This window comes from Clostridium sp. DSM 17811, from assembly GCF_018861905.1.
Taxonomy (GTDB): domain Bacteria; phylum Bacillota; class Clostridia; order Clostridiales; family Clostridiaceae; genus Clostridium_AD; species Clostridium_AD frigoriphilum.
In genome coordinates, this window is the sequence record NZ_JAHLDU010000010.1 from 154,648 (window position 1) to 175,431 (window position 20,784).

Here is a 20,784-nt window from a genome sequence, read left to right on the forward strand (position 1 = left end):
TTTAACTAATATAAAATAGAATGTTCTATATAGAAAGGTTGTGTTTTAATGTTTCATCTATTACAAAATGAAAAGAAGTATTTATACGTCACTAATTATTCCAGTGACGAAGAAAGTTTATGTAAAATGGAAATCAAATGTCTTTTCAATAAACCTCTTAATGATAAATATCTGTTTTCTAATATACACATAGACCCCTCTAGAAGTCCTTTCATAAAAAAATGCATTTCAGTAATGTATACGGGAGAAACAATGGAGAGAATTATAGAGCAAATTAATAATGACGAATTAACTAGCAAAAAATATAAAGTTGCTTATATTAATGCACCTCATGAAAATATAGGTTTTCATGAGAGTCGTAGAATTGAATTTGAAATAGGATTTAGCATACTTGGAGAATGTGAAATGAAAAAACCAGAAACTATTTTTGGTATAACAAAAATAGCAAACACATGGATATTTGGTAAATGTGAAAGCAACACTTCTGAATGGTTACAACGGAATAAAAAACCTTTTTCTTATTCTAATGCATTAAAGGTTAACGTTTGTAGAGCCATTGTTAACATAGCCGTAGGTAATAATCTAAACTGTAGTGTTGTAGATCCCTGTTGTGGCATTGGAACAGTACTAATTGAAGCTATTTCAATGCATATTAATATTAAAGGTTATGAAATAAACCCTTTAATTGGTAAAAATGCTAAGACGAATCTCCGATATTTTGGATATGAAGATGTGATAACTATTGGTGATATGAATGATATTCAAAATAAATATGATGTAGCTATCGTTGATCTTCCCTATGGTATATTTACTCAAATTACGACAGCTCAGCAGTTAGCTATTATGAATAGTACGCGTAGGATAGCAGCTAAAATGGTAATCATTACTTTTGATGATATGGAAGAACAAATTAAATCTGTTGGCTTTCAGATAGATGATAGGTGCAGTGTATCAAAAGGAACCTTTCAAAGACATATATACATATGTAGTTAATAAAAAGGAGGTGCATAAATTTATATACACCTCCTTTTTAGGGTCGGATTTAAACTATGTAATTAGAACTTTTCTATAGAAATATCATATTTTGGAATTCTACTTTGAAAATACTTTCTTAAATCAGGTACAGATATATAAATTTGATTTTCTAGTACTTCTAAATAAGCACAAGCTGTAATAAACTCTTTTTCATTTTTATTTGGTTTTCTGTCGTTTCCTAATACAAAATCAATATATTGATTTCTTAATATATTAGAAATACATATCTGTTCATTTTTTTTTAGTTGGCACCATTTCTTGTTATTTTGGGCAGGTGGCTCGTTACATTTTATATCATTATCAATTTGTTGTTTTACCATTATTTTACCTCGCAATTTTATTCTTTTATAATCTACATTATACGTTAAAACAATAATTTATTTCAACAATAATCTAACTAACACAAATAAGTATATTTGCTTTTATGCAAATATACTTATTTGTGTCAGCTATAATTTATATTTTACTAGAAATTTCTCCGAAAATGTGAATATTGGTTAAAAAAATTATCTGGACAATAGGTTTTCAGACTTTTTTTCTACCTGAAATCATATCCACTATAAATACTATTGCGGCGATTACAAGTAATATATGGATCATACCACCACCTATTTTAAATATAAGGCCTAAAACCCAAAAGAATACTATTATTCCACCTAACCAACGTAAAAATCCCATATAAAACACTACCTTTCATATATATGTTTATTTATTATCATTAATTAATATAATGGCCCAAAGTCACCTAAAATATACAAAATATTTTTCGTAAAATAATTAGATTTATCAATGACCCTATTTTTTAACAATTTACTGTATAATGTAATTAATATAAAAGATAGGGTGATAAAATGTTTTTTAATAGTAAAAAGACAAAAGCGAAAAAAGAAAATGAAGCAAGACTTAAAAGAATCAATAATTTTGAAGTAAGATATGTCACAACTAGAGATCCAAATCAATATGGTGAATCTATAATAGGGAAGAATTGTGTAATAAATATCTTAAATAACCAATTTATCATTCAAAGTGATAATAATGTCATTTTTAAACACTCCATAGAAAGTTTACAGTGTTCTGAATTAATGAGCCAAAATGGAATAATTCTAAGTTATACTGATGATAAAACAAGTAAATATGTAGAAATTATAGCATATTATAAGTACCATAGAAAATAAATGTATAAATAATTTGGCAATTTTTAAAATTTACAAAGCATGAATACGTAAATATGATATAATTTAACGGTACATAAAATTATCTAATTTTATTAAAACATAATTATAAATAAAATATTTTTATCCAAAATAAATGGTAGCAGAAGCTATGGAAGGAAGCAATGTATGTATATAGGTATTGATTTAGGAGGTACTAATATCGCTATTGGTATTGTTGATGAGAATGGAAAAATAGTGCACGAAGAATCATGTGAAACAAGGTCAGAAAGAGAACCACAAGAACTAATAGACGATATGATAGCCCTAGTTCTAAAGATTCTAGACGAATACAATATGCAAATCAACGAAATAACAGCTATAGGGGTCGGTATTCCAGGTCTAGCCGATAAAGATGGTAATGTGATATTTTGTGTCAATCTTGGTTGGAGAAATGTACCATTGCGAAAGATGTTAGAAGATGCACTTCATACACCAGTTTACATAGATAATGATGCAACAGTGGCTGCACTTGCCGAATATGAGAGTGGTTCTATGCAAAATTGTAAAAGTGGTTTAATGCTAACTTTAGGTACAGGTATTGGTGGTGGAATTATAATAAACGGTGAAATATATAGTGGGTTTAATGGTGTAGGGTCAGAACTTGGACATACAGTTATTGGTGAAAATTTTTATAATTGTAATTGTGGAAGGAACGGCTGTTTAGAGACTTTTGCATCATCTACTGCTATAATAAAATATACAAAAAAATTAATTATGGAAATGAATGAACCCACTATAATTATGGGAAATGTGGAGGGTAATATAGATAATCTAAATGCAAAAATAATCTTTGATTGTGCTAAAAAAGGGGATAAAATAGCCACTTTAGCTGTTAATAGATTAATAAAATATTTAGGTATAGGCATCCTTAATATAGTTAATTTTATTGATCCAGAAATAATAGTCTTGGGTGGTGGAATTGCAGGGGCAGGTCAATATCTTTTGGATTTGATTACAAAAGAAGTAATAGCAAATAAGTATTATAAGGATTTACCTATTGCCAAAATTGTTTTAGCGCAGTTAGGTAATAAAGCGGGTGTAATTGGTGCTGCAATGGTTGCAAAACATGGAGATATATAACATTAATATAAAATAATAATGTTATACTTTATTAAGGAGTGGTTATGATGGAAATTCAAGATATAATGTCAGGCAATTTTTCTCAGTACCCTGAAGAAACACAAATTTTTATGAAAGAATACACAGAAAAGCTTCGAGAAAATATAAAAGAAGAATTAATAAAAGATATATCCTCAAAAATGCTTAATAATATAGATAAAAGTAAAGACTATTTTATGAATGTTTTAACTGATATTTTAGATAATGGATATAAAGGTCTTAATAAATTGTCTACTCAGTCACTTATCGATATGTATTTGGAAAGAAAAAATCAGGATGACTTTTTAATATTGCTTGAAAAAGTAAATGAACAAATCTAATTCCTATTTAGGTTTATTAAATTTTAGAAAGAACAATTTAATAAACCTAAATAGGATTAGAAATATGAGGACTAGTAATTAATAGATATTTCTCCACATAGAGTTGTATCTTTAGTTTGCGTCCAAGTAGCTTCAATTAGAAGGTTTACTTTTAATCCTGTTTTATATTTAAATGATATCTCTTTATCATGTACTACGTTATGATTTTCGTAAACCACTAAATTTCTTTTTGATTTGTCTCTAATTACAATATCCCAAACTCCATTTTGAGGTTGAAATATTTTAGCAGTAATAATCAAGCTTGACCAAAAGGAATTATTAGTTCCAGTTTCATAAGAACCTTTTCCATTATGAATATTTATTTTAAAATCTTGTTGAATATTGTTAGTAGTGTTTGTTATTGCTTCTTCATTATATCCTATGTTTTCATTTTTTACGCTACTTATTGAACGATGCATACATTTCCCCCTTATTATAAACTGTTAAATTATAGTTTATATATGTGAACTTCACAACGTGAAGTCATTATATTATATGCAAACATATAAAAATGGTGTTACTAAAATTACAAAAAGTTGTTTTTTTTTATATAAGAGGTACCTTATATATCTAGTTAAATTTATTGATTTTAAAGAATTAATTTATAAAGCATGCTATAATTGTATTTCACATTATATATTAAAACTTACGATTAAATCAAAAGAAGGTGGACTTAATTAAAGATAATAAATATTTACCTATTAGCAAACAAGATATTGCAGATAGAGGCTGGACCGAATTAGATTTCATTATAGTTACAGGTGATGCATATGTAGATCATCATAGTTTTGGAACTGCAATCATTTCAAGGGTTTTAGAAAATGAAGGTTATAAAGTAGGAATAATAGCCCAACCTGATTGGAAAAATATAGATGACTTTAAAAAATTAGGCAAGCCAAGACTTGGATTTTTGGTCAATTCTGGAAATATGGATTCTATGGTTAACCATTATACCGTAAGCAAGAAAATAAGAGAAAAAGATTTATATTCTCCAGGTGCAAAAATGGGCCTAAGACCTGATAGAGCAACAATAGTCTATTGCAATAGAATTAAGGAAGCTTATAAAAATGTTCCTCTTATTATTGGTGGGATAGAAGCAAGTTTAAGGCGCTTTGCACATTATGATTATTGGAGTGATAAGGTAAGAAAATCAATGCTAATAGATAGCGGAGCAGATTTATTAATTTATGGCATGGGCGAAAAACAAGTCGTTAATATTGCGTCAAAGTTAAATGAAGGCATAGATATAAAAGATATTACACAAGTACTTGGCACCTGTTATGTTACTGACGATATAGAAAATATAGAAGGCTATATTGAAATAGCATCTTATAAAGAAGTATGTAGAGATGTACATAAATATTCAGAGGCCTTTAAAATACAATATGATGAGCAAGATCCCATTCGCGGAATTGGTATTGTGCAAAAGCATGCTAATAAGTACCTTGTACAAAACAAACCAGAAATGCCCCTTACGAGAGAAGAATTAGATATAGTTTATGGCTTGCCATATCAGAAAAATTATCACCCTAGTTATGAAGCAATGGGCGGAATACCTGCTATAGAAGAAGTTCAGTTTAGTTTAGTAAGCTCGAGAGGATGTTTTGGGAGTTGCGCCTTTTGTGCCATAACTTTTCATCAAGGAAGAATTGTACAAAGTAGAAGTGAAAATTCGCTAATTGAGGAAGCAATTCAAATTACAAAACTTAAAGATTTCAAAGGATACATTCACGATGTAGGAGGCCCTACAGCTAATTTTAGAAGGCCAGCATGTGATAAACAGTTAAAAGTAGGAGCTTGTAAGGATAGACAATGTCTGCATCCTAGCCCGTGTAAAAATTTAGACGTTGATCATATGGAGTATTTAAAACTCCTAAGAAAATTAAGAGAACTTCCAAATATAAAAAAGGTTTTTGTACGTTCAGGATTGCGTTATGATTATATTATGGCAGACAAAGATGACACTTTTTTAAATGAACTTATAAAGCATCATGTTAGTGGACAGCTTAAGGTCGCACCAGAACACGTTGCTCATAAAGTTCTAAAATATATGGGTAAGCCAGCAGGAAAAACTTATAATAAATTTTTAGAAAAATTCTATGAGTCTACTGAGAAAATAGGTAAGAAGCAATATGTTATTCCTTATTTTATGTCTAGCCATCCTGGATGCACACTAGAATCATCAATAGAACTAGCAGAATACCTTAGAGATATTAATTATCAACCAGAACAAGTACAAGATTTTTATCCAACACCGGGTACTTTGTCAACTACTATGTTTTATACAGGGTTTGATCCAATAACTCTTGAAGAAGTACATATACCTAAAACAAAAAATGAAAAAGCTATGCAAAGGGCACTTCTTCAATATAAAGATCCTATGAAATACGATTTAGTATTATCAGCTTTAACACAAGCTGGAAGAGAAGACCTTATTGGTTATGGCCCTAAGTGCTTAGTAAAACCTAGAGGAAAAAAGAATAAAGAACAATTTAATAATCAGACTGGAAAGCAAAAGGAATTAAAAGGCGGCAATAGAGATAAAGTTAATAACATAAAGAGTAAAACTAAGGATGCGCCTATCAGTAAAAGACTAAAAGATAAAAGCAAACCTATAAGCATCCAAGGTAGGCCGAGTCAGGGAATTAAAAGTACTAACAAAAAGAAATCAAAACTTAAGAAAAGACAATAGTTAGTTATAATAAATACCTACATTCAATTAAAGGATGTAGGTATTTATTATTAATCTATTGTAACTATTTTATTTATACTTTCTTGTTCTACAAGTTCACTTTTACTGAAACCCTTCCTAAAATATCTGATTTGCTTATATTTTACTTTGTTCATTTCAAAATCTAAAACATCAATTCTGTCACCAATATAAATAACAGCTTTTTTACTTCCTTTTAAAAATACATGTATTTCCATAGTTTCACCTAGTAGCTGCGTATCAGCTACTCCTTTCTTTATATTCTCACTTTAATAATATTAATGCAAAATATCTTAGTATTATATAAGTTCGTTTAATTAAATAATATTCGCCTTAAGAAGCTAGAAATTATATAATATTATCTAAATTATAATTGTAATATATACATTTATCAAGGTAAAAAAAAGATAAATAATAGTCAACCATTTAGATAATAATGAATATAATATTAATAAAATAGCAATACAAGCATCTTTCTATTGAAAAACTATTATAGATTTACTTCTAAAGGAGATAAGATATATGATATGTAAAGAGTATTTATTGGATACTAATATAGTAATAAAGGTGTGGAATAAATATCCTACTCTACTTGATACTATTGAAAATATAAAATCTGTTGATTTTAAAATTTCAAAGGACATAGCAGGGGAATTATCAGTAAAGGAATATGTAAAATTCAATGAAGATTTTGTACTCTCAAATAAATTTTTGAAATTGTTAGGACATATCATTACTAATAATGAGACATCTTCTAATTTTATAAACGATAGTTTACCAAATGATTTTATTAAATATCAGCAAGACAAAAATATATATTTAGTTAATGGAGATAAAATTTCAATAAATGATTATAGTTTAATTGATATTTGTCAAAAAAACAAAGAATATGTCCTTGTAACGGATGATAAAAAGTTAATTAGAAGTGCAAAAATTATATTAAATTCTTCAAGAGCACTAAACTTTCAAGAATTTCTAGATGATTTAAGAGATTTAGATGTATTGCAATAAAATATTATTGTAAGAGACTGTACCTTTATGGATTACAGTCTCTTATGTTGTTTTTAACAATTACTTAGTAATGATAGCCTATATAGGTACTAGAAATTTTATTATAAAAATTTATAATACCTACTTAATATTTTTCTCTAAATATTGGTTAAATCTAAAACTCCATAACTTATAAGTTTTTGGACGTTTTTCACTAACTACTGATAAAAACTCATCTATTACTCCTAAGTTATTCAGTCCTTTCATTAAATGTCTTGGATAATTTACATTTTTAGAGTAATTATTTTTAGGATCAATTACATTAATCGAAAAATCATCCATTAAGTATAAATCTTTACACCTAATGTCTAGTCTGTTAAATTTAAGTTTAGTAAACTCTTCAATAAGTTTAATTATGTTAAGCGATATTACTTCATTAATACCATGTTTTTTTATATATTTATCAAGACGTTGCCCACCAGCATAATCTCTTACAATGTAGTATGCTCCATGCTCATAAACATTAGGGAAATATTTGCTTTTTCTAGTTTTAACAAAAATATTATATTCTCCAGAACAAACTTTCTTATCTTTAAAAATTTTAATTACTCTTTTGTTAGGAAGCAAATAAACTATTCCATTGTGGCCTGACCCTAAAAATTCTGATGTTCTAAGCATTTTTTCAACTTTACTGTTTAATTGAATATAGTAACTTTTGTCTTCATTCATATTATCATCTTCTTTATAATAGATATCACTATATTATATGACAAAGGCTTGTAAGTATTTCCTATATATATAAATGTTATCTTGATTAATATTATAATTAATAATATAATGTTAAGGAATATATATACAATTAATTGAATCACTTTAGTGGATTCTTAAGGAGAGAGATTTGATAATGACAAAAATATTAGATGCTCAGGAATTCATATATAATGGAAATGACTTAGGTGCTGTTTATTCTAAGGAAAACACAATATTTAAAGTATGGGCACCTACCGTAGATAAAATATCAGTAATAGTCTATGAATCATTCGATGATTGTTTAGGAAAAAAACATGAGATGATTAAGGGAGAAAAAGGGGTTTGGGAACTTAAGCTTATTGGGAATTACAAAAATAAATATTATAATTATTTAGTATTAAATGATGGTATAGAAAGAGAAACGCCAGATATATATACTAAAGGTGCAAGTGCTAATGGTGAAAAGGGCATGATTATTGATTTTTCTTCTATAAATCCAGATAACTGGGCAAATCACAAACGACCTGCAGCAATTAATAGAACTGAATCAATTATATACGAAATTCATATTAGAGATTTTTCATCATCAGAATATTCAGGAATGAAAAATAAAGGAAAATATTTAGCTTTTACTGAGAAAAACACTAAAACACCTATAGATGTTATTACAGGACTCGACCATCTCAAAGACTTAGGAATAACCCATGTTCATCTATTACCTGTCTTTGATTTCGCAAGCGTAGATGAAAACACAGAAGAATATAACTGGGGATACGATCCGTATTTATATAATGTTCCTGAAGGTTCATATGCTACTAATTCTCATGATGGTACTGTACGAATTAGAGAATTTAAAACTATGGTCCAAGCCTTGCATGAAAATGGTATTAATGTAATTATGGATGTTGTATATAATCACACTTTTACTAAAATAAATTCTCCTATGGATATCTTAGTTCCAAAATATTATTATAGAACAGATGATTATGGCAACTATACAAATGGTTCTGGTTGTGGGAATGAAATTGCATCCGAAAAACCAATGGTTAGAAAATTTATAGTTGATAGTATTAAGTTCTGGGCTCAGGAATACAAAATAGATGGTTTCAGATTTGATTTGATGGCACTTGAGGATATTGCTACTATGAAAGAGATTGAAAATCAAGCTAAAAGTATTAATTCAAACATTATTATTTATGGCGAACCATGGACAGGAGGGCCATCTTCATTATCACAGAATATGCAGATGAAAAAGGGTAGTCAAAAGGGCACGCAAGTATCTGTATTCAATGATGATTTAAGAAATGCATTAAAGGGGGATAGTGATGGGGCCAGTTTAGGGTTTGTTAATGGTGGAAAAGGTTTTGAGTTAGAAATCAAAAAAGGTATTGTAGGTGGAATCAAATATAATAATGATATATGCAATTTCACACAAAATCCTGGAGAATCCATAAACTATGTAAGTGCTCATGATAACTTATGCTTGTATGATAAATTTGAGAAAAGCAATCCTCATAATACTCCATTTGAAAGAGAAAAAATGAATAGGTTAGCATTGTCCATAGTGCTTACATCACAAGGAGTTCCTTTTATCCAAGGTGGAACAGAAATATTAAGGACTAAACAAGGAAACTATAACAGCTATAATGCTGGAGACATGATTAATAAAATAAGTTGGAATAGAAAGTCTGTGTTTTTAGAAACTTATGAATATATTAAGGGACTTATTGCTTTAAGAAAAAGTCAAAAGGTTTTGACTTTAGATAATGAAAATGATGTAAGAAAATCGTTGAAATTTCTAGACTCACCGTGTAACAGCGTTGCATATGAATTAACTTCAACTTTTGCAGGTGATTATGATAATTTAATTATAATTCATAATGCTAACAATAATGAGATTAAATTTATTATACCAGATACTGATGAATGGATAATTATAGCAAATGAATTAGAAGTAAATGTGCTTGGTGTATGTAAAGGTGATAAAACATGCCAAAGTGATATAATCGTACCCGCTATTTCTAGCATTATTTTATGTAAATAGCAAAAACATTATTTGTGGAACATGCAAAGAAGCTACATTTTTTTAAATGCAGCTTCTTTGATTTTATTAAATCATATCACAAAATATTTAATGATTTGAAAAAGTACTAAAATCTAGGGTTCTATCTCAATATAAGCTATTGCCTTCTTATTAAACAAATATTTTTTACCCATAGTGTTAACTTCATGAGGCCTGGTGTTTTCAAAATTATAAAACCAGTTTTTAAATAAATCACTTTCAGATTGTTTTAAATCCAATATTTCACTTTCACCACTAATAAAAGAAATCGTTAACATTTTAGTCACTCCTTTTCAAGTAAATAGTCTCTTAAAGTATATATTCTATACTGAAAAGGAATTTCCTCTTTTTTCAACACTTTTTATTTCAAAATATTATGATAATATATACTATAGAAATAATCTCTATTATTAATTTTGAATCCAAAATTATAAATATATATTTACAAAAAAAAGAAACCTTCACTAGAACTGTAGTAGTGATAGATTTGCTTTTTTATTATTAGTCTAGACATTCCAAACATTCATTTATTACATCTTCTGTAATTTCAAATACGTATTCTGTTCTCATATAGGCACCTCCTTAATAGTATATGGGTACACAAAAAATATTAATTGTAACTCATATAATGTGATTTAAATTCATGTTATAACAAACGATATGTTATAAGTGTTATCAGTACGTTATTCAACAAAATTTTAATAAGGGATTCATTAAGAAATTTTCGAATGAAAAGGGTAAGAATTTAAGCGTGGGTTTTTAAAATTCGTGTCTTCTCTTTTGTTAAGTGATTTAATGATCCAATTTTAATGCGTTAGTACGTATTAGATAGTTTTGTAAAGATTTCATTGTTACTAGGTAACTTTTTAAGTATATAACATTTTAAGAAAAAATGCAAGGGAAACTTTGAATTAAAATAAAAATCCAATTTATTATTAATAATAAATTGGATTTTAACTATTAAATTCTACTTTGAAATAATGGCTTGCACTCTGCCAACTTGGCCATCTTCTAACATAACTTTTATTCCTCTATGATGTACCGCTGAGTTTGTTAGTATTCTTTGAACTACACCCCTAGTTAATTTAGTTGTTCTTTGGTCCTTTTTTAATACAACATCTACTGTAGTACCAACTGGTACGTTACTTCTTGTTTGTCCTCTGTTATCATTTTGCGTAATCATGAACTTGTAGTCTCCTTTAATAAAATTACTTAAAAGCATATATGTACTCTTTAATATAATCTTTATTTATATAAGCTTATATAAAACAATACTCCATATACCCTTGTTTTGTCAAAATAATTTTCATTTAGATAAATATTTTATAATAACTAATATAGAATAAAATAAATTAGTATGGAAACCATATTATAGAAAATATTTTTTGGAAAGGAGATATTGTGATGATAGAATCATTATTATTCATACCTGATAATCTTTTAAACCCTATTATATCATCTACATCTATAATAATTGGTGCCGTTTTAGGTGGCATTTTCAGTTGGTTTATAAATAAAAATTCTACCGCGATATCAATTAAGACGCAGAGTAAAATTGAAAAGACCAATAGAGAATACGCGGAGCAAAATAAAGCTTTAAAGCTCAGTGAGTATGCGACAATTATTCAATTAGATATATGTACAACATTATTTCAAAGTTTAAGAATGTTAAAAGAATTTGATAATGAGAACAAAATCAGTATTTATCCTATACCTATGAATTTTAATTATGCGCAGGCAATTGTGGCCTTATCAAAAGATTTTAATCTGAAAGATATTAGTTATATTTATCAATTATATGGAATTATAGAAAAATTATATAATGATACAAAAGGTTATCATTATGATGAAAAACATTATACTTTAATAAAAGAGGATTATGAGATGTTTATTAAGAAGATTTATGGAAATAACTTCTTAAGAGTTTTAGAATTTGATATCGATATAGTTACGTATGAAGATTTATATAACAACGAAATTATAAAACTAGGATATAAGAATGTACTTATAAAATTGGATAATATTACTCATTAGGTTCTTTAATCATGTAAATTAAGATATATTATAATATTAAAAAGTAATTTTGATCAAATTCTCTGTTATTTTATAATATTATATTGAAATTATAGAAGAACTAAGATAGACTGATTAGTAGAGAACACAACAAGTTGAGTTTGTATATATAATGAAAAAGTGGAAATTATAAATTGGAACATAAATTCTATAGTATCTACCATTCTTGATTTGCTGCCGAAGGAGGAAGAATTTATGTCAAGTAATAATATTGAAATGATGAAAAAAATTATTGAAGAAAAGAAAAGGAAAAGTTCTGAGCAAAGTGGACTTTCAAGAGCTACTAAGGTAATTGGTAAAAAAAGCAAAGCGGCAAGAAGTACTAAAAAAACTGGTGGATTATTCGATAAATAAAAAGCTATTCTTAATAGTAACTTCGTTACATAAACTATTTTTAAGGTAATATCCAAACTTAATTAATATTAATTTGAAAATGAGCTCCTATTTTAGGGGTTTTATTTTTTTGTATTTCTATTAAAATTCCTAGTGTAAATTACAATATCAAATTATGATTAAAGTCTAGTGATAAATCAAAAAGAAAAAAGTTAATATTATATTAAGCATAATATTAAACATATCAAAATATTTATATTATATAAACGATAAAATTCTATAAACAAAATAGGAGGGTTTTATGATATATCTTGATAATGCTGCCACAAGTTTTCCCAAACCAGTGGGGGTCTATTCCGAAGTATTAAAGTGCATGGAAAATTATGCTGCAAATCCAGGGAGAGGTTCTTATGATATGGTAATTGAGGCTTCTTCTAAAATTATGGATACAAGGCAAGAGTTAAGTGAACTTTTCAACATTCCTAACCTATTAAACATTATTTTTACTTGTAATGCTACTGAATCTCTAAATATAGGCATAAAAGGAATACTAAAGCCAGGGGATCATGTTATTAGTACAGTAATTGAACATAACTCGGTTTTAAGACCATTAAATTACCTAAGTAAAAAAGGAATAACATTTACTCTTTTGGGTGTTGATGAAAATGGGTATTTAAACATTAATAATCTAAAAAAGAAGATACGTAGAAAGACTAAAGCAATCATAATAAACCATACTTCCAATGTATTAGGAACTGTGCAAGATATAAGAAGTATAGGCCAAATCGCAAAAGAATCAGGAATAATATTTATGGTCGATGCATCTCAAAGTGCAGGAGTTTTACCAATAGATGTAGTACTTGATAATATTGATTTATTAGCTTTTCCTGGTCATAAAGGATTATATGGGCCACAAGGTACAGGAGGCCTTTATATAAAAGAAGGTGTCAATCTGGATTCGTTTATTCAAGGAGGAACTGGAAGTGATTCACTGTCTATGAGGCAACCGGACTTTCTACCTGATAAATTCGAAAGTGGAACCTTGAATACACCAGGAATAGCAGGATTGTATGAAGGTTTAAGGTTTATTAAAAAAATAGGGATAGAAAACATAAGGAACCATGAAATTATGTTAGTGGGATATTTAGTAAAAGAATTAAAAAAATTATCTTATATTAAAATTTATGGAGGAACTGATTATGAAAACAGGGGAGCAGTAGTTTCTTTAAATATAGACAATGTAGATGCATCTGAAGTAGGAGATTTGCTTAATAAAAGAGGAATAGCAGTTAGAACTGGTTTTCACTGTGCATCACTAATACACAATATAATTGGTACAAGTCAAAGAGGAACGGTTAGGATAAGCCCAGGATATTTTAATAGCTTAGACGATATTGAAAAACTTATTAAAGCTTTAAAAGATATACATGGAAAAAGGCCCTTTTTATAGGGTCTTTTTCTTTAATATGCTATTAGTAGCAATTACAGTTAACTTCATTTTCTACTACTAAAGCTGAAAATGTTGGATTGTTAATAACGGTAGTTCCTGCAGCACCATCCTCAGTAACAGTTACAACTACAGTATACGTGCAACATTCGTCGAAACATGAGTCACTATCACAATCACAATCACAAACTATGAAAGTAAAGGCATCAGACCCAGTAGTACCAGCTGGTCTAGAAAAAGTCCATACAGGTCCAAGTGCGGTTGCTGTAGTTTGCTTTCTACATTGTTTAAATATTTGGAAATCAAGGGTTACTTCTGCACCTATAGTAACTATATTACTTGCAAATTCAAACTTAATGCATGGATTACAAAAATGTTCAGTTTTTAAATTAAGCGTATTAAGTGTAAAGCTAGTAGGCGTAGGAAGTGTAGATGGAATTGTTACTGGGAAGCCTGTTTTGCACTTTAATAAAAATTCAGCCTCTTTTTCTTTTTTATGGTTATCCTCTTTTTCTTTTTTACAGCCACATCCTTTTTCTTCTTGCCAATTACCTTTTGACATTGAATTCATATATTTATTCCTCCTAAATTTTAATTCGTTATATAGAGTAAAAGAATTCTAAATGTACTGTTTATAGGGGTGGATATATTAGAACTCTTATACTATAATGTATGAGTCTTACATACAAATGTTCTAGTTATTTTAAACTTTCCTAGAATTTACTCACTCATCATCTTCTTCACATTCATCATCAAACAAAGGCCTAAGTTTTTGATCTGGGAAGAACTTTGGAACTGGGGCCCTATCAAATTTTTCACAAGGATTTTCTTCGCATTCCTCTTCGCATTGGCAAGGTACTGGGCAATATCCATATGCAGGAATTAATAATTGAACAATTAGTTCACATTTTACAATAAGATGAAATCCTAAGGTTACATCTAAAACACTATTATCACAATCATCTTTGCAAAAAATTCCATCTAAACATTCTGCTACCAATTCAAGTTTTATAATATCAGAATCAAGATCACTGGATTTACCAGTTGAAACTGTTGTAGCAGATATTTGTGCTATTGAATCTGGACAATATAGTTTTGGTATAACCTCTGTACGATTAATCTCATAAAACTCACATTTAGTTTCTCCATCACAATTTATAAATTCTGCATAAAATGAAATTACAAAGCAAACTATTACTTTCTTATAACTAGGATTTTTCTTTAATGGGATTTTCTCTACTGAAATTAGCTTTAAATTAAAATCTCTGCACCCTGTAAATACTCTTGGATTGTCAAGAGGGTCACTTCTTAATTCTGCATCTGTATCTACGGTATCTGGTCCGCACCCATAAACTAAACACCTTTTAATTAGGCATTGGTCAAATACTTTTGGAATTTCAACACATACCAACTCGGCTGGATCAGGAAGGTGTCCTTGTTTGTTAACAACACCAGGTCTTGCAATAAAGTCATTATGAGTAATAGACATATATTATCCTCCTTTTATGTTAAGTGATACACTACTAATTCGTGTTCTCTATTTTATAATATGCAGTTGCCTATAAGTTGTGATTAATATATTGGTTGTTAAAATAAATAGTTTTAAAATGTTAATTTTAAATTAGATTTTTTTTAAAAAGACCCTTTTTTTAGAGCCCTTTTATCTATTCAAGTACTAATAATAATGGTAATAAATGTAATAAATGTAATGAAAGTAGTTATGGGGTACAATATAAGTGTCACTTACTCATCAAATAAGGGTTTAAGCTTTTGATCCGGGAAAAATTTTGGAACCGGAGCCCGATCAAATTTTTCACATGGATCTTCTTCACAATCTTCTTCGCATTTACAAGGAACGGGGCAATAACCATATGCAGGAATTAATAGCTGAACAATTAGCTCACATTTTACAATAAGATGAAATCCTAAGGTTATATCTAAGAAACTTTCACCACAATCATCTTTGTAAAAAAAACCATCTAGACATTCTGGTACCAACTCAAGTTTTATAATTTCAGAATCACTATCACTTGATTTACCAGTAGGCACAGAAGTAGTAGATATTTGTGCTATTGAATCTGGGCAATATAGTTTTGATATAACTTCTGTACGATTAATTTCATAAAAATCGTAGCTTGTTTCTCCTTTACAATCTATAAAATCCGCATAAAATGAAATTACAAAACAAACTACTATTTTTTTATAACTAGAATTTTTCTTTAATGGAATTTTTTCTACCGAAATAAGCGTTAGATGGAAATTTCTACATCCTGTAAATATTTTTGGGTCATTAAGGGGATTGCTTCTTAACTCCGCATCTGTATCAAATGTATCTGGTCCACAACCATAAATTAAGCATCTTTTAATTAGACACTGGTCAAAAACTTTTGGAATTTCAATGCAAACTAATTCAGATGGATCAGGGAGGTATCCTTGTTTATTAACGATACCTGGTCTTGGAATAAAATCATCATGTGTAATAGCCATTAATTCTCCTCCTTTTATGTCAAGATATACACTTTTAATTCGTGTACCTTAGGGTATATTATGCAGGTGCCTATTAGTTGTGAGTGATATACTTTTTTATTAAAATTATCAAATACTGTATTATGGATTCACTATATATAGTTTTTAATATCCACTATTAGGTTATATAATGCTTTGTATTAAAATATAATTTCTATAGGGAGATGAGTAATATGATAATATGTAGTCCATGTTTATTATACGATGATGAAAATCATATATGGAAATTCTATATAAACGATAATAGAGAACTAGTATATAGTATTATGTACAATGAAGATAAATGGACTAAAGAAAAAAAAATTGATAATGAAGTTATAGATTTTGCAGTAAGTTTAGATATAAATAACAAAATATGTATTATATATAGTGTCAAACTCGGAGAGCTTAAGTATTGTGTATGGGAGGTTAATAATTGGCTTGGAAAAACTATTTATACTTTTGAAAATAAACACTATGAGATGTCAGAATTAACTGTTATTACAATTCATAAATCAATAAATATATTTTTCATAGCAAAAAACAACATAAATAAAATAAACTGTTCTTTAATTCATTTATGCTTAAATAAGGATGGTAGCATATTTAATACAATAGATACCATACCATTTCAAAAAGATATTTTTTTTCATTATGAAGTACAGAGGTTAGAAAATGATAATTTATCTTTAATATTTATTAAAGGCGAAAAGGATGAAGTAGTACTAAATTTCATAGAATACAGAAATAATAAATGGAGTAATCCCAAAAGATTATATGGTATTATTGGTAGTAATGTTAACTTTTACACATTATTGCATTTAGATAATATAAATATAATGAATTTGTCTAAAGAAGGTCCTTTATATCTGCTAGAACATGTACTAATTGAACCTGATGGGAAAATGAAAAATTATAAAGTACATGAAACGTCTTATAAACCAACTAACTTTTGTCTGGTTGAAATTAAAGGCATACTTTGGTCAATGTGGTCTGAAGGTGAAAATGTTTTTGTGTCTTCATTTAAAGACAAATGGAGTGAACCCTTCAGATATTATACGGAAACAACCGATGAATTTTTAATATACAAATATTTATCTTTAAATAATACAAATAATGATATAAAGTGTAGATATGTACTAGGAACAAATTCTTTTGAAATAAATTTAGTGTTACCTACCTACACAAATAATGACCATAATAGTGATCTTTCCAAAACAAATAAAGTAGATAAAAAAGTAACACTAGATTCTACTGTTGAAAAAGCCAAAAATAATTTACAAGAAGAAATTTTGATTTTAAAAAAAGAAAACAAAGATTTGAAAAAAGAACTTATAGATTTGCAAATAAAGTATCAACAAAAACTAAGGGTTATAGAGGAATCTGAAGATAATTTCTTTAGACTTACAACTGCAAAGAAAAAGGCTGAAGAAAAACTTTCTATAATAGCTGAAATTCAAAAAACTTCTATGGAAAAATTAAAGGTAATGGAAGTTGAAAAAATATCTAGTACTGTACTACTAGATGAATTAACAAATAAATCACAGGAACTTGCTAATGAATATGAGGGATTAAAAAAGCAGAAAATATCTAAATCTAATGTTATAAGCGAATTGGAAAATAAATTGCAACAATTAACTAATGAAAAGGAATCGTTAAGGCAAGATTTAGATTTCGAAAAAAGCATAGGTATTGTAGATAGAATTTTTAAAAAAAGGTCTGAAAAATAAATGTCATATTAATATAAGAAACTCAAGATAAAATATTTCACTTTAAATAAGTAAGATGAATTTAGTTAGCACAATAGTAATATGTTTTCATATTATACAATATCCATTTATTTTATTTAATATAAAATCCTTTATAAACTTGATTAGCAACAAGGGGGATGTACAAGACTATGCAAGTAGAAGAAACCGAGTATTTAGTTGTTTACCCAGGTCACAATACTACAACACTTCTGTACCAAAGACTTTTAAAGAAGTCTTGCAATGTTGAATTAGTATCAACACCAATAAAAATATCTTATGGTTGCAGTCTATCCATTAAATTTAAAGAAATCTATATTGATATTGTTAATGCTGAAATCCTAAAAATCAGTATAAAACCCAAAGGGGTATACAGAATTATTAAAAAACCAAAGTTTAATAACTACGAAATGATTTAGTTTGCGTTTGTATTATTTTGGATTTGGGTTTTCCGAATCCTTTTTTTAGTTTGTGCATATTTTATGAAGTTAAAGCATATTTTCTATTAATAAGGCAAAGGGTGTGATTAGAATGGATACAATAACAAGAAAAAATTTTTATTTTGTTTCAAATATTAAAACTGGAACTTTAACTATAATTGACGGTCTTTGCAATACAATATTAAAAGAAATAGCAGTTGGAAAAAGGCCATTCAAATTAGCAATAAAAGATAATAATACCGTTGGAATTGCATGTGATATAAGTAATACAATTTCTTTTGTTAATTGTAAAAGTTGCGAAATAAAGGAGCACTTTATTTCTAATAATGGTAATTTATTAATAGATAAAACAAATCAAAAAATATATGTTTCAGACACCTCCGAAGTAACTATATATGATATAAATTTAGATAGAATGATAAGCCGAATCATAGGATTTTCAGCAATTACCGATATAAAGCTTAACTCAGAAGGCACTAAACTCTATGTATTAGATACGTTATTAAAAGAGTTAAAAATTTATAATACTGATACTTATACACTTATAAATTCAATTGAAAATGTAGGTATTAATCCAATATGCCTTTTAATTTCAAAAGATGATAAAACAGCATATATTTCAATGAAGAGTGATATATTAAAAATAGATATTGATTTAAACCTTATCACTAAACTAATTCTTCCAAAAGGGTCTTTAATGAATGGAATGATATTAATAGGTAATACCTTATATGCATCAAACTCAGGGCTCAATAGAATAGAATTAATTGATATTTATACTAATAAAGCATATAAGTATATTCTTACCTCAAGAACTGAACCTACGGGGCTTTTTATAACTGATGACAATACAAAACTACTAATTGCTAATAGAAGTTGCGATGATTATGGTGGAATTGATATAATAGATTTAAAATCAAATTGTTTGATTAGTTCGATTCTCATGAATACAATTAATAGTCAACCCTATGACATTATTTCAGTTAACCTTCCTTTTACATACGCTCAACCAGCTGCAATTACTAATTTAAATCCAGATAGTAAACAAATAACAATATTAGCAAAAAGAATATTTGCATCATACAATGAAAATATAAACTTTCCTATTATAAGTTTTAATTTACCTAAAGAAATAAATTCAGCTTACATTTATAAATGTACAAAATTTGAACCAGGTATAATAGTGCCATCCTCAGAATACAGGAGATGTATACCTACAATATCTGAATTTTCAAGTATTAAATTTATTGCAAGAGTTAACTATATAATTTATTATCTTAAAAATAATATAAATAAATGCATAAATGGATTTTTTGAAAAACCTATAGATGTTCTTTTGGATATTCCCAAACAATTTAATTTAAATGAGTATGAGCTTAATATTAAAACGACTACCAAATTTATAGATAATCCAAAATTTTCGAATAATGTACTTACATTTGGTGTTAGTAGTTTAATGGAGCTAAAAGTAATAGGGGAAGATGAAATATACCTTACTAATTTAAAAGAAACTGATAACTTCGAAGAATTTACTGCGTTTGATGGCTCAATTTTTCCTGATGACACAATAATTCCTTTTTAGATTAAAGATTTCTAGATTTTTATGATGAAAAGAAAAGCGAGTAGGTAGCAATAGAACTTAATTATTTAGTTGCTATTGCTACTTTTCACTTGGTTTTAATTCTTCTATTACAAATTTATCAAAATAAATTTCCTCTATAAAATTATTCTCATCAAAACTTGTTTTACGTCTTTTATTATATTCATTAACATTAGGTTTCAGCCAATAAGGTGTTGAAACATCAAATTTGTAACATAAGTCTGTTATGCATATTTTTAGATTTTCTTGGTAACTATCGTCTATTTCCGATATTGTAACTTCATCTCTTATAATTCTATTATCCTTTATTAATTTGCCCCAAATCTTTAACATCTCGTCCTCCTTACTTGTATTTTTTTATGAAAAATATTATTTATAATCCAATATTTTTTGCTAGTC

The 20,784-nt window shown here is 27.8% G+C and carries 24 protein-coding genes; 13 read left to right on the top strand and 11 right to left on the bottom strand.

Features of this window, described 5'->3' with window-relative positions:
- Nucleotides 1-252 precede the first annotated feature (252 nt).
- Nucleotides 253-993: a TRM11 family SAM-dependent methyltransferase gene (locus tag KPL44_RS14140; protein WP_253201777.1), complete on the top strand. Its 741-nt coding sequence runs from the start codon at nucleotides 253-255 to the stop codon at nucleotides 991-993.
- Between the two features lie 62 nt (nucleotides 994-1,055).
- Here KPL44_RS14140 and KPL44_RS14145 read toward each other — a convergent pair whose 3' ends face one another.
- Together KPL44_RS14145 and KPL44_RS14150 are read right to left on the bottom strand one after the other, a co-directional pair.
- A complete protein-coding gene (locus tag KPL44_RS14145; protein WP_216251493.1) occupies nucleotides 1,056-1,355 on the bottom strand; it encodes a hypothetical protein in 300 nt (99 codons plus the stop codon).
- Nucleotides 1,356-1,560: 205 nt separating this feature from the next.
- A complete protein-coding gene (locus tag KPL44_RS14150) occupies nucleotides 1,561-1,713 on the bottom strand; it encodes a lmo0937 family membrane protein (RefSeq protein ID WP_216121452.1) in 153 nt (50 codons plus the stop codon).
- Nucleotides 1,714-1,886: 173 nt separating this feature from the next.
- Here KPL44_RS14150 and KPL44_RS14155 point away from each other — a divergent pair, with 173 nt between their 5' ends.
- From KPL44_RS14155 to KPL44_RS14165, 3 genes are all read left to right on the top strand, one after another.
- Nucleotides 1,887-2,210 carry a hypothetical protein gene (locus KPL44_RS14155; RefSeq protein ID WP_216251494.1) on the top strand — a complete coding sequence of 108 codons (324 nt, stop codon included), beginning with the start codon at nucleotides 1,887-1,889 and terminating at the stop codon, nucleotides 2,208-2,210.
- Between the two features lie 165 nt (nucleotides 2,211-2,375).
- Complete coding sequence (locus KPL44_RS14160) at nucleotides 2,376-3,329, top strand: ROK family protein (RefSeq protein WP_216251497.1); 954 nt, start codon at nucleotides 2,376-2,378, stop codon at nucleotides 3,327-3,329.
- Between the two features lie 44 nt (nucleotides 3,330-3,373).
- Nucleotides 3,374-3,688 (top strand): hypothetical protein, encoded by a 315-nt coding sequence (locus KPL44_RS14165; RefSeq protein WP_071612912.1) that lies wholly within the window; start codon nucleotides 3,374-3,376, stop codon nucleotides 3,686-3,688.
- Between the two features lie 71 nt (nucleotides 3,689-3,759).
- Here KPL44_RS14165 and KPL44_RS14170 read toward each other — a convergent pair whose 3' ends face one another.
- Nucleotides 3,760-4,146, bottom strand: coding sequence for a hypothetical protein (locus KPL44_RS14170; RefSeq protein ID WP_216251499.1), 387 nt, complete (start codon nucleotides 4,144-4,146; stop codon nucleotides 3,760-3,762).
- Nucleotides 4,147-4,403: 257 nt separating this feature from the next.
- Between KPL44_RS14170 and KPL44_RS14175 the strand changes: the two genes are divergently transcribed.
- A complete protein-coding gene (locus tag KPL44_RS14175; RefSeq protein WP_216251568.1) occupies nucleotides 4,404-6,419 on the top strand; it encodes a YgiQ family radical SAM protein in 2,016 nt (671 codons plus the stop codon).
- A 50-nt stretch (nucleotides 6,420-6,469) separates the two neighbouring features.
- On the opposite strand, the gene KPL44_RS14180 is transcribed toward KPL44_RS14175, so the two are convergent.
- Nucleotides 6,470-6,655 carry a hypothetical protein gene (locus KPL44_RS14180; RefSeq protein ID WP_216251502.1) on the bottom strand — a complete coding sequence of 62 codons (186 nt, stop codon included), beginning with the start codon at nucleotides 6,653-6,655 and terminating at the stop codon, nucleotides 6,470-6,472.
- Between the two features lie 304 nt (nucleotides 6,656-6,959).
- Here KPL44_RS14180 and KPL44_RS14185 point away from each other — a divergent pair, with 304 nt between their 5' ends.
- Complete coding sequence (locus KPL44_RS14185) at nucleotides 6,960-7,448, top strand: hypothetical protein (protein ID WP_216251505.1); 489 nt, start codon at nucleotides 6,960-6,962, stop codon at nucleotides 7,446-7,448.
- A gap of 120 nt (nucleotides 7,449-7,568) precedes the next feature.
- Here the strand turns inward: KPL44_RS14185 and KPL44_RS14190 are convergent, their stop codons facing one another.
- Nucleotides 7,569-8,156: a protein kinase gene (locus tag KPL44_RS14190; protein ID WP_216251508.1), complete on the bottom strand. Its 588-nt coding sequence runs from the start codon at nucleotides 8,154-8,156 to the stop codon at nucleotides 7,569-7,571.
- 175 nt (nucleotides 8,157-8,331) lie between these two features.
- On the opposite strand from KPL44_RS14190, the gene pulA reads away from it, so the two are divergent.
- A complete protein-coding gene (pulA, locus tag KPL44_RS14195) occupies nucleotides 8,332-10,221 on the top strand; it encodes a type I pullulanase (protein WP_216251511.1) in 1,890 nt (629 codons plus the stop codon).
- 113 nt (nucleotides 10,222-10,334) lie between these two features.
- Here pulA and KPL44_RS14200 read toward each other — a convergent pair whose 3' ends face one another.
- On the bottom strand, nucleotides 10,335-10,517 hold the full coding sequence (locus tag KPL44_RS14200; RefSeq protein ID WP_071612906.1) for a hypothetical protein: 183 nt from the start codon (nucleotides 10,515-10,517) through the stop codon (nucleotides 10,335-10,337).
- 689 nt (nucleotides 10,518-11,206) lie between these two features.
- On the bottom strand, nucleotides 11,207-11,422 hold the full coding sequence (locus KPL44_RS14205; RefSeq protein ID WP_071612905.1) for a YwbE family protein: 216 nt from the start codon (nucleotides 11,420-11,422) through the stop codon (nucleotides 11,207-11,209).
- A gap of 221 nt (nucleotides 11,423-11,643) precedes the next feature.
- Here KPL44_RS14205 and KPL44_RS14210 point away from each other — a divergent pair, with 221 nt between their 5' ends.
- From KPL44_RS14210 to KPL44_RS14220, 3 genes are all read left to right on the top strand, one after another.
- Nucleotides 11,644-12,273, top strand: a complete 630-nt coding sequence (locus KPL44_RS14210) for a hypothetical protein (protein WP_216251513.1) — start codon at nucleotides 11,644-11,646, stop codon at nucleotides 12,271-12,273.
- A gap of 234 nt (nucleotides 12,274-12,507) precedes the next feature.
- The gene (locus tag KPL44_RS14215; RefSeq protein ID WP_216121431.1) at nucleotides 12,508-12,666 is read left to right on the top strand and encodes a hypothetical protein; all 159 of its coding nucleotides are present in this window, start codon (nucleotides 12,508-12,510) and stop codon (nucleotides 12,664-12,666) included.
- Nucleotides 12,667-12,946: 280 nt separating this feature from the next.
- Complete coding sequence (locus tag KPL44_RS14220) at nucleotides 12,947-14,095, top strand: aminotransferase class V-fold PLP-dependent enzyme (protein ID WP_216251516.1); 1,149 nt, start codon at nucleotides 12,947-12,949, stop codon at nucleotides 14,093-14,095.
- Between the two features lie 22 nt (nucleotides 14,096-14,117).
- On the opposite strand, the gene KPL44_RS14225 is transcribed toward KPL44_RS14220, so the two are convergent.
- From KPL44_RS14225 to KPL44_RS14235, 3 genes are all read right to left on the bottom strand, one after another.
- Complete coding sequence (locus tag KPL44_RS14225; RefSeq protein ID WP_216251518.1) at nucleotides 14,118-14,663, bottom strand: DUF4489 domain-containing protein; 546 nt, start codon at nucleotides 14,661-14,663, stop codon at nucleotides 14,118-14,120.
- Nucleotides 14,664-14,816: 153 nt separating this feature from the next.
- A complete protein-coding gene (locus KPL44_RS14230; protein WP_216251520.1) occupies nucleotides 14,817-15,581 on the bottom strand; it encodes a hypothetical protein in 765 nt (254 codons plus the stop codon).
- 254 nt (nucleotides 15,582-15,835) lie between these two features.
- Nucleotides 15,836-16,579: a hypothetical protein gene (locus KPL44_RS14235; protein ID WP_216251523.1), complete on the bottom strand. Its 744-nt coding sequence runs from the start codon at nucleotides 16,577-16,579 to the stop codon at nucleotides 15,836-15,838.
- A 212-nt stretch (nucleotides 16,580-16,791) separates the two neighbouring features.
- Between KPL44_RS14235 and KPL44_RS14240 the strand changes: the two genes are divergently transcribed.
- The 3 genes from KPL44_RS14240 (at nucleotide 16,792) to KPL44_RS14250 (ending at nucleotide 20,367) form a co-directional block, all read left to right on the top strand.
- A complete protein-coding gene (locus KPL44_RS14240; protein WP_216251525.1) occupies nucleotides 16,792-18,327 on the top strand; it encodes a hypothetical protein in 1,536 nt (511 codons plus the stop codon).
- 170 nt (nucleotides 18,328-18,497) lie between these two features.
- Nucleotides 18,498-18,764 (top strand): putative Se/S carrier-like protein, encoded by a 267-nt coding sequence (locus KPL44_RS14245; RefSeq protein WP_216251529.1) that lies wholly within the window; start codon nucleotides 18,498-18,500, stop codon nucleotides 18,762-18,764.
- Nucleotides 18,765-18,876: 112 nt separating this feature from the next.
- Nucleotides 18,877-20,367, top strand: a complete 1,491-nt coding sequence (locus KPL44_RS14250; RefSeq protein WP_216251531.1) for a YncE family protein — start codon at nucleotides 18,877-18,879, stop codon at nucleotides 20,365-20,367.
- 78 nt (nucleotides 20,368-20,445) lie between these two features.
- On the opposite strand, the gene KPL44_RS14255 is transcribed toward KPL44_RS14250, so the two are convergent.
- Nucleotides 20,446-20,718: a hypothetical protein gene (locus KPL44_RS14255; protein WP_216251534.1), complete on the bottom strand. Its 273-nt coding sequence runs from the start codon at nucleotides 20,716-20,718 to the stop codon at nucleotides 20,446-20,448.
- Nucleotides 20,719-20,784 lie beyond the last annotated feature (66 nt).

Bases quoted from the DNA above. Each gene is read 5' to 3' on its own strand.
- KPL44_RS14140 (WP_253201777.1), top strand. From the start codon at position 253: ATGGAGAGAATTATAGAGCAAATTAATAATGACGAATTAACTAGCAAA.
- KPL44_RS14145 (WP_216251493.1), bottom strand. From the start codon at position 1,355: ATGGTAAAACAACAAATTGATAATGATATAAAATGTAACGAGCCACCT.
- KPL44_RS14150 (WP_216121452.1), bottom strand. From the start codon at position 1,713: ATGGGATTTTTACGTTGGTTAGGTGGAATAATAGTATTCTTTTGGGTT.
- KPL44_RS14155 (WP_216251494.1), top strand. From the start codon at position 1,887: ATGTTTTTTAATAGTAAAAAGACAAAAGCGAAAAAAGAAAATGAAGCA.
- KPL44_RS14160 (WP_216251497.1), top strand. From the start codon at position 2,376: ATGTATATAGGTATTGATTTAGGAGGTACTAATATCGCTATTGGTATT.
- KPL44_RS14165 (WP_071612912.1), top strand. From the start codon at position 3,374: ATGATGGAAATTCAAGATATAATGTCAGGCAATTTTTCTCAGTACCCT.
- KPL44_RS14170 (WP_216251499.1), bottom strand. From the start codon at position 4,146: ATGCATCGTTCAATAAGTAGCGTAAAAAATGAAAACATAGGATATAAT.
- KPL44_RS14180 (WP_216251502.1), bottom strand. From the start codon at position 6,655: ATGGAAATACATGTATTTTTAAAAGGAAGTAAAAAAGCTGTTATTTAT.
- KPL44_RS14185 (WP_216251505.1), top strand. From the start codon at position 6,960: ATGATATGTAAAGAGTATTTATTGGATACTAATATAGTAATAAAGGTG.
- KPL44_RS14190 (WP_216251508.1), bottom strand. From the start codon at position 8,156: ATGAATGAAGACAAAAGTTACTATATTCAATTAAACAGTAAAGTTGAA.
- pulA (WP_216251511.1), top strand. From the start codon at position 8,332: ATGACAAAAATATTAGATGCTCAGGAATTCATATATAATGGAAATGAC.
- KPL44_RS14200 (WP_071612906.1), bottom strand. From the start codon at position 10,517: ATGTTAACGATTTCTTTTATTAGTGGTGAAAGTGAAATATTGGATTTA.
- KPL44_RS14205 (WP_071612905.1), bottom strand. From the start codon at position 11,422: ATGATTACGCAAAATGATAACAGAGGACAAACAAGAAGTAACGTACCA.
- KPL44_RS14210 (WP_216251513.1), top strand. From the start codon at position 11,644: ATGATAGAATCATTATTATTCATACCTGATAATCTTTTAAACCCTATT.
- KPL44_RS14215 (WP_216121431.1), top strand. From the start codon at position 12,508: ATGTCAAGTAATAATATTGAAATGATGAAAAAAATTATTGAAGAAAAG.
- KPL44_RS14220 (WP_216251516.1), top strand. From the start codon at position 12,947: ATGATATATCTTGATAATGCTGCCACAAGTTTTCCCAAACCAGTGGGG.
- KPL44_RS14225 (WP_216251518.1), bottom strand. From the start codon at position 14,663: ATGAATTCAATGTCAAAAGGTAATTGGCAAGAAGAAAAAGGATGTGGC.
- KPL44_RS14230 (WP_216251520.1), bottom strand. From the start codon at position 15,581: ATGTCTATTACTCATAATGACTTTATTGCAAGACCTGGTGTTGTTAAC.
- KPL44_RS14235 (WP_216251523.1), bottom strand. From the start codon at position 16,579: ATGGCTATTACACATGATGATTTTATTCCAAGACCAGGTATCGTTAAT.
- KPL44_RS14240 (WP_216251525.1), top strand. From the start codon at position 16,792: ATGATAATATGTAGTCCATGTTTATTATACGATGATGAAAATCATATA.
- KPL44_RS14245 (WP_216251529.1), top strand. From the start codon at position 18,498: ATGCAAGTAGAAGAAACCGAGTATTTAGTTGTTTACCCAGGTCACAAT.
- KPL44_RS14250 (WP_216251531.1), top strand. From the start codon at position 18,877: ATGGATACAATAACAAGAAAAAATTTTTATTTTGTTTCAAATATTAAA.
- KPL44_RS14255 (WP_216251534.1), bottom strand. From the start codon at position 20,718: ATGTTAAAGATTTGGGGCAAATTAATAAAGGATAATAGAATTATAAGA.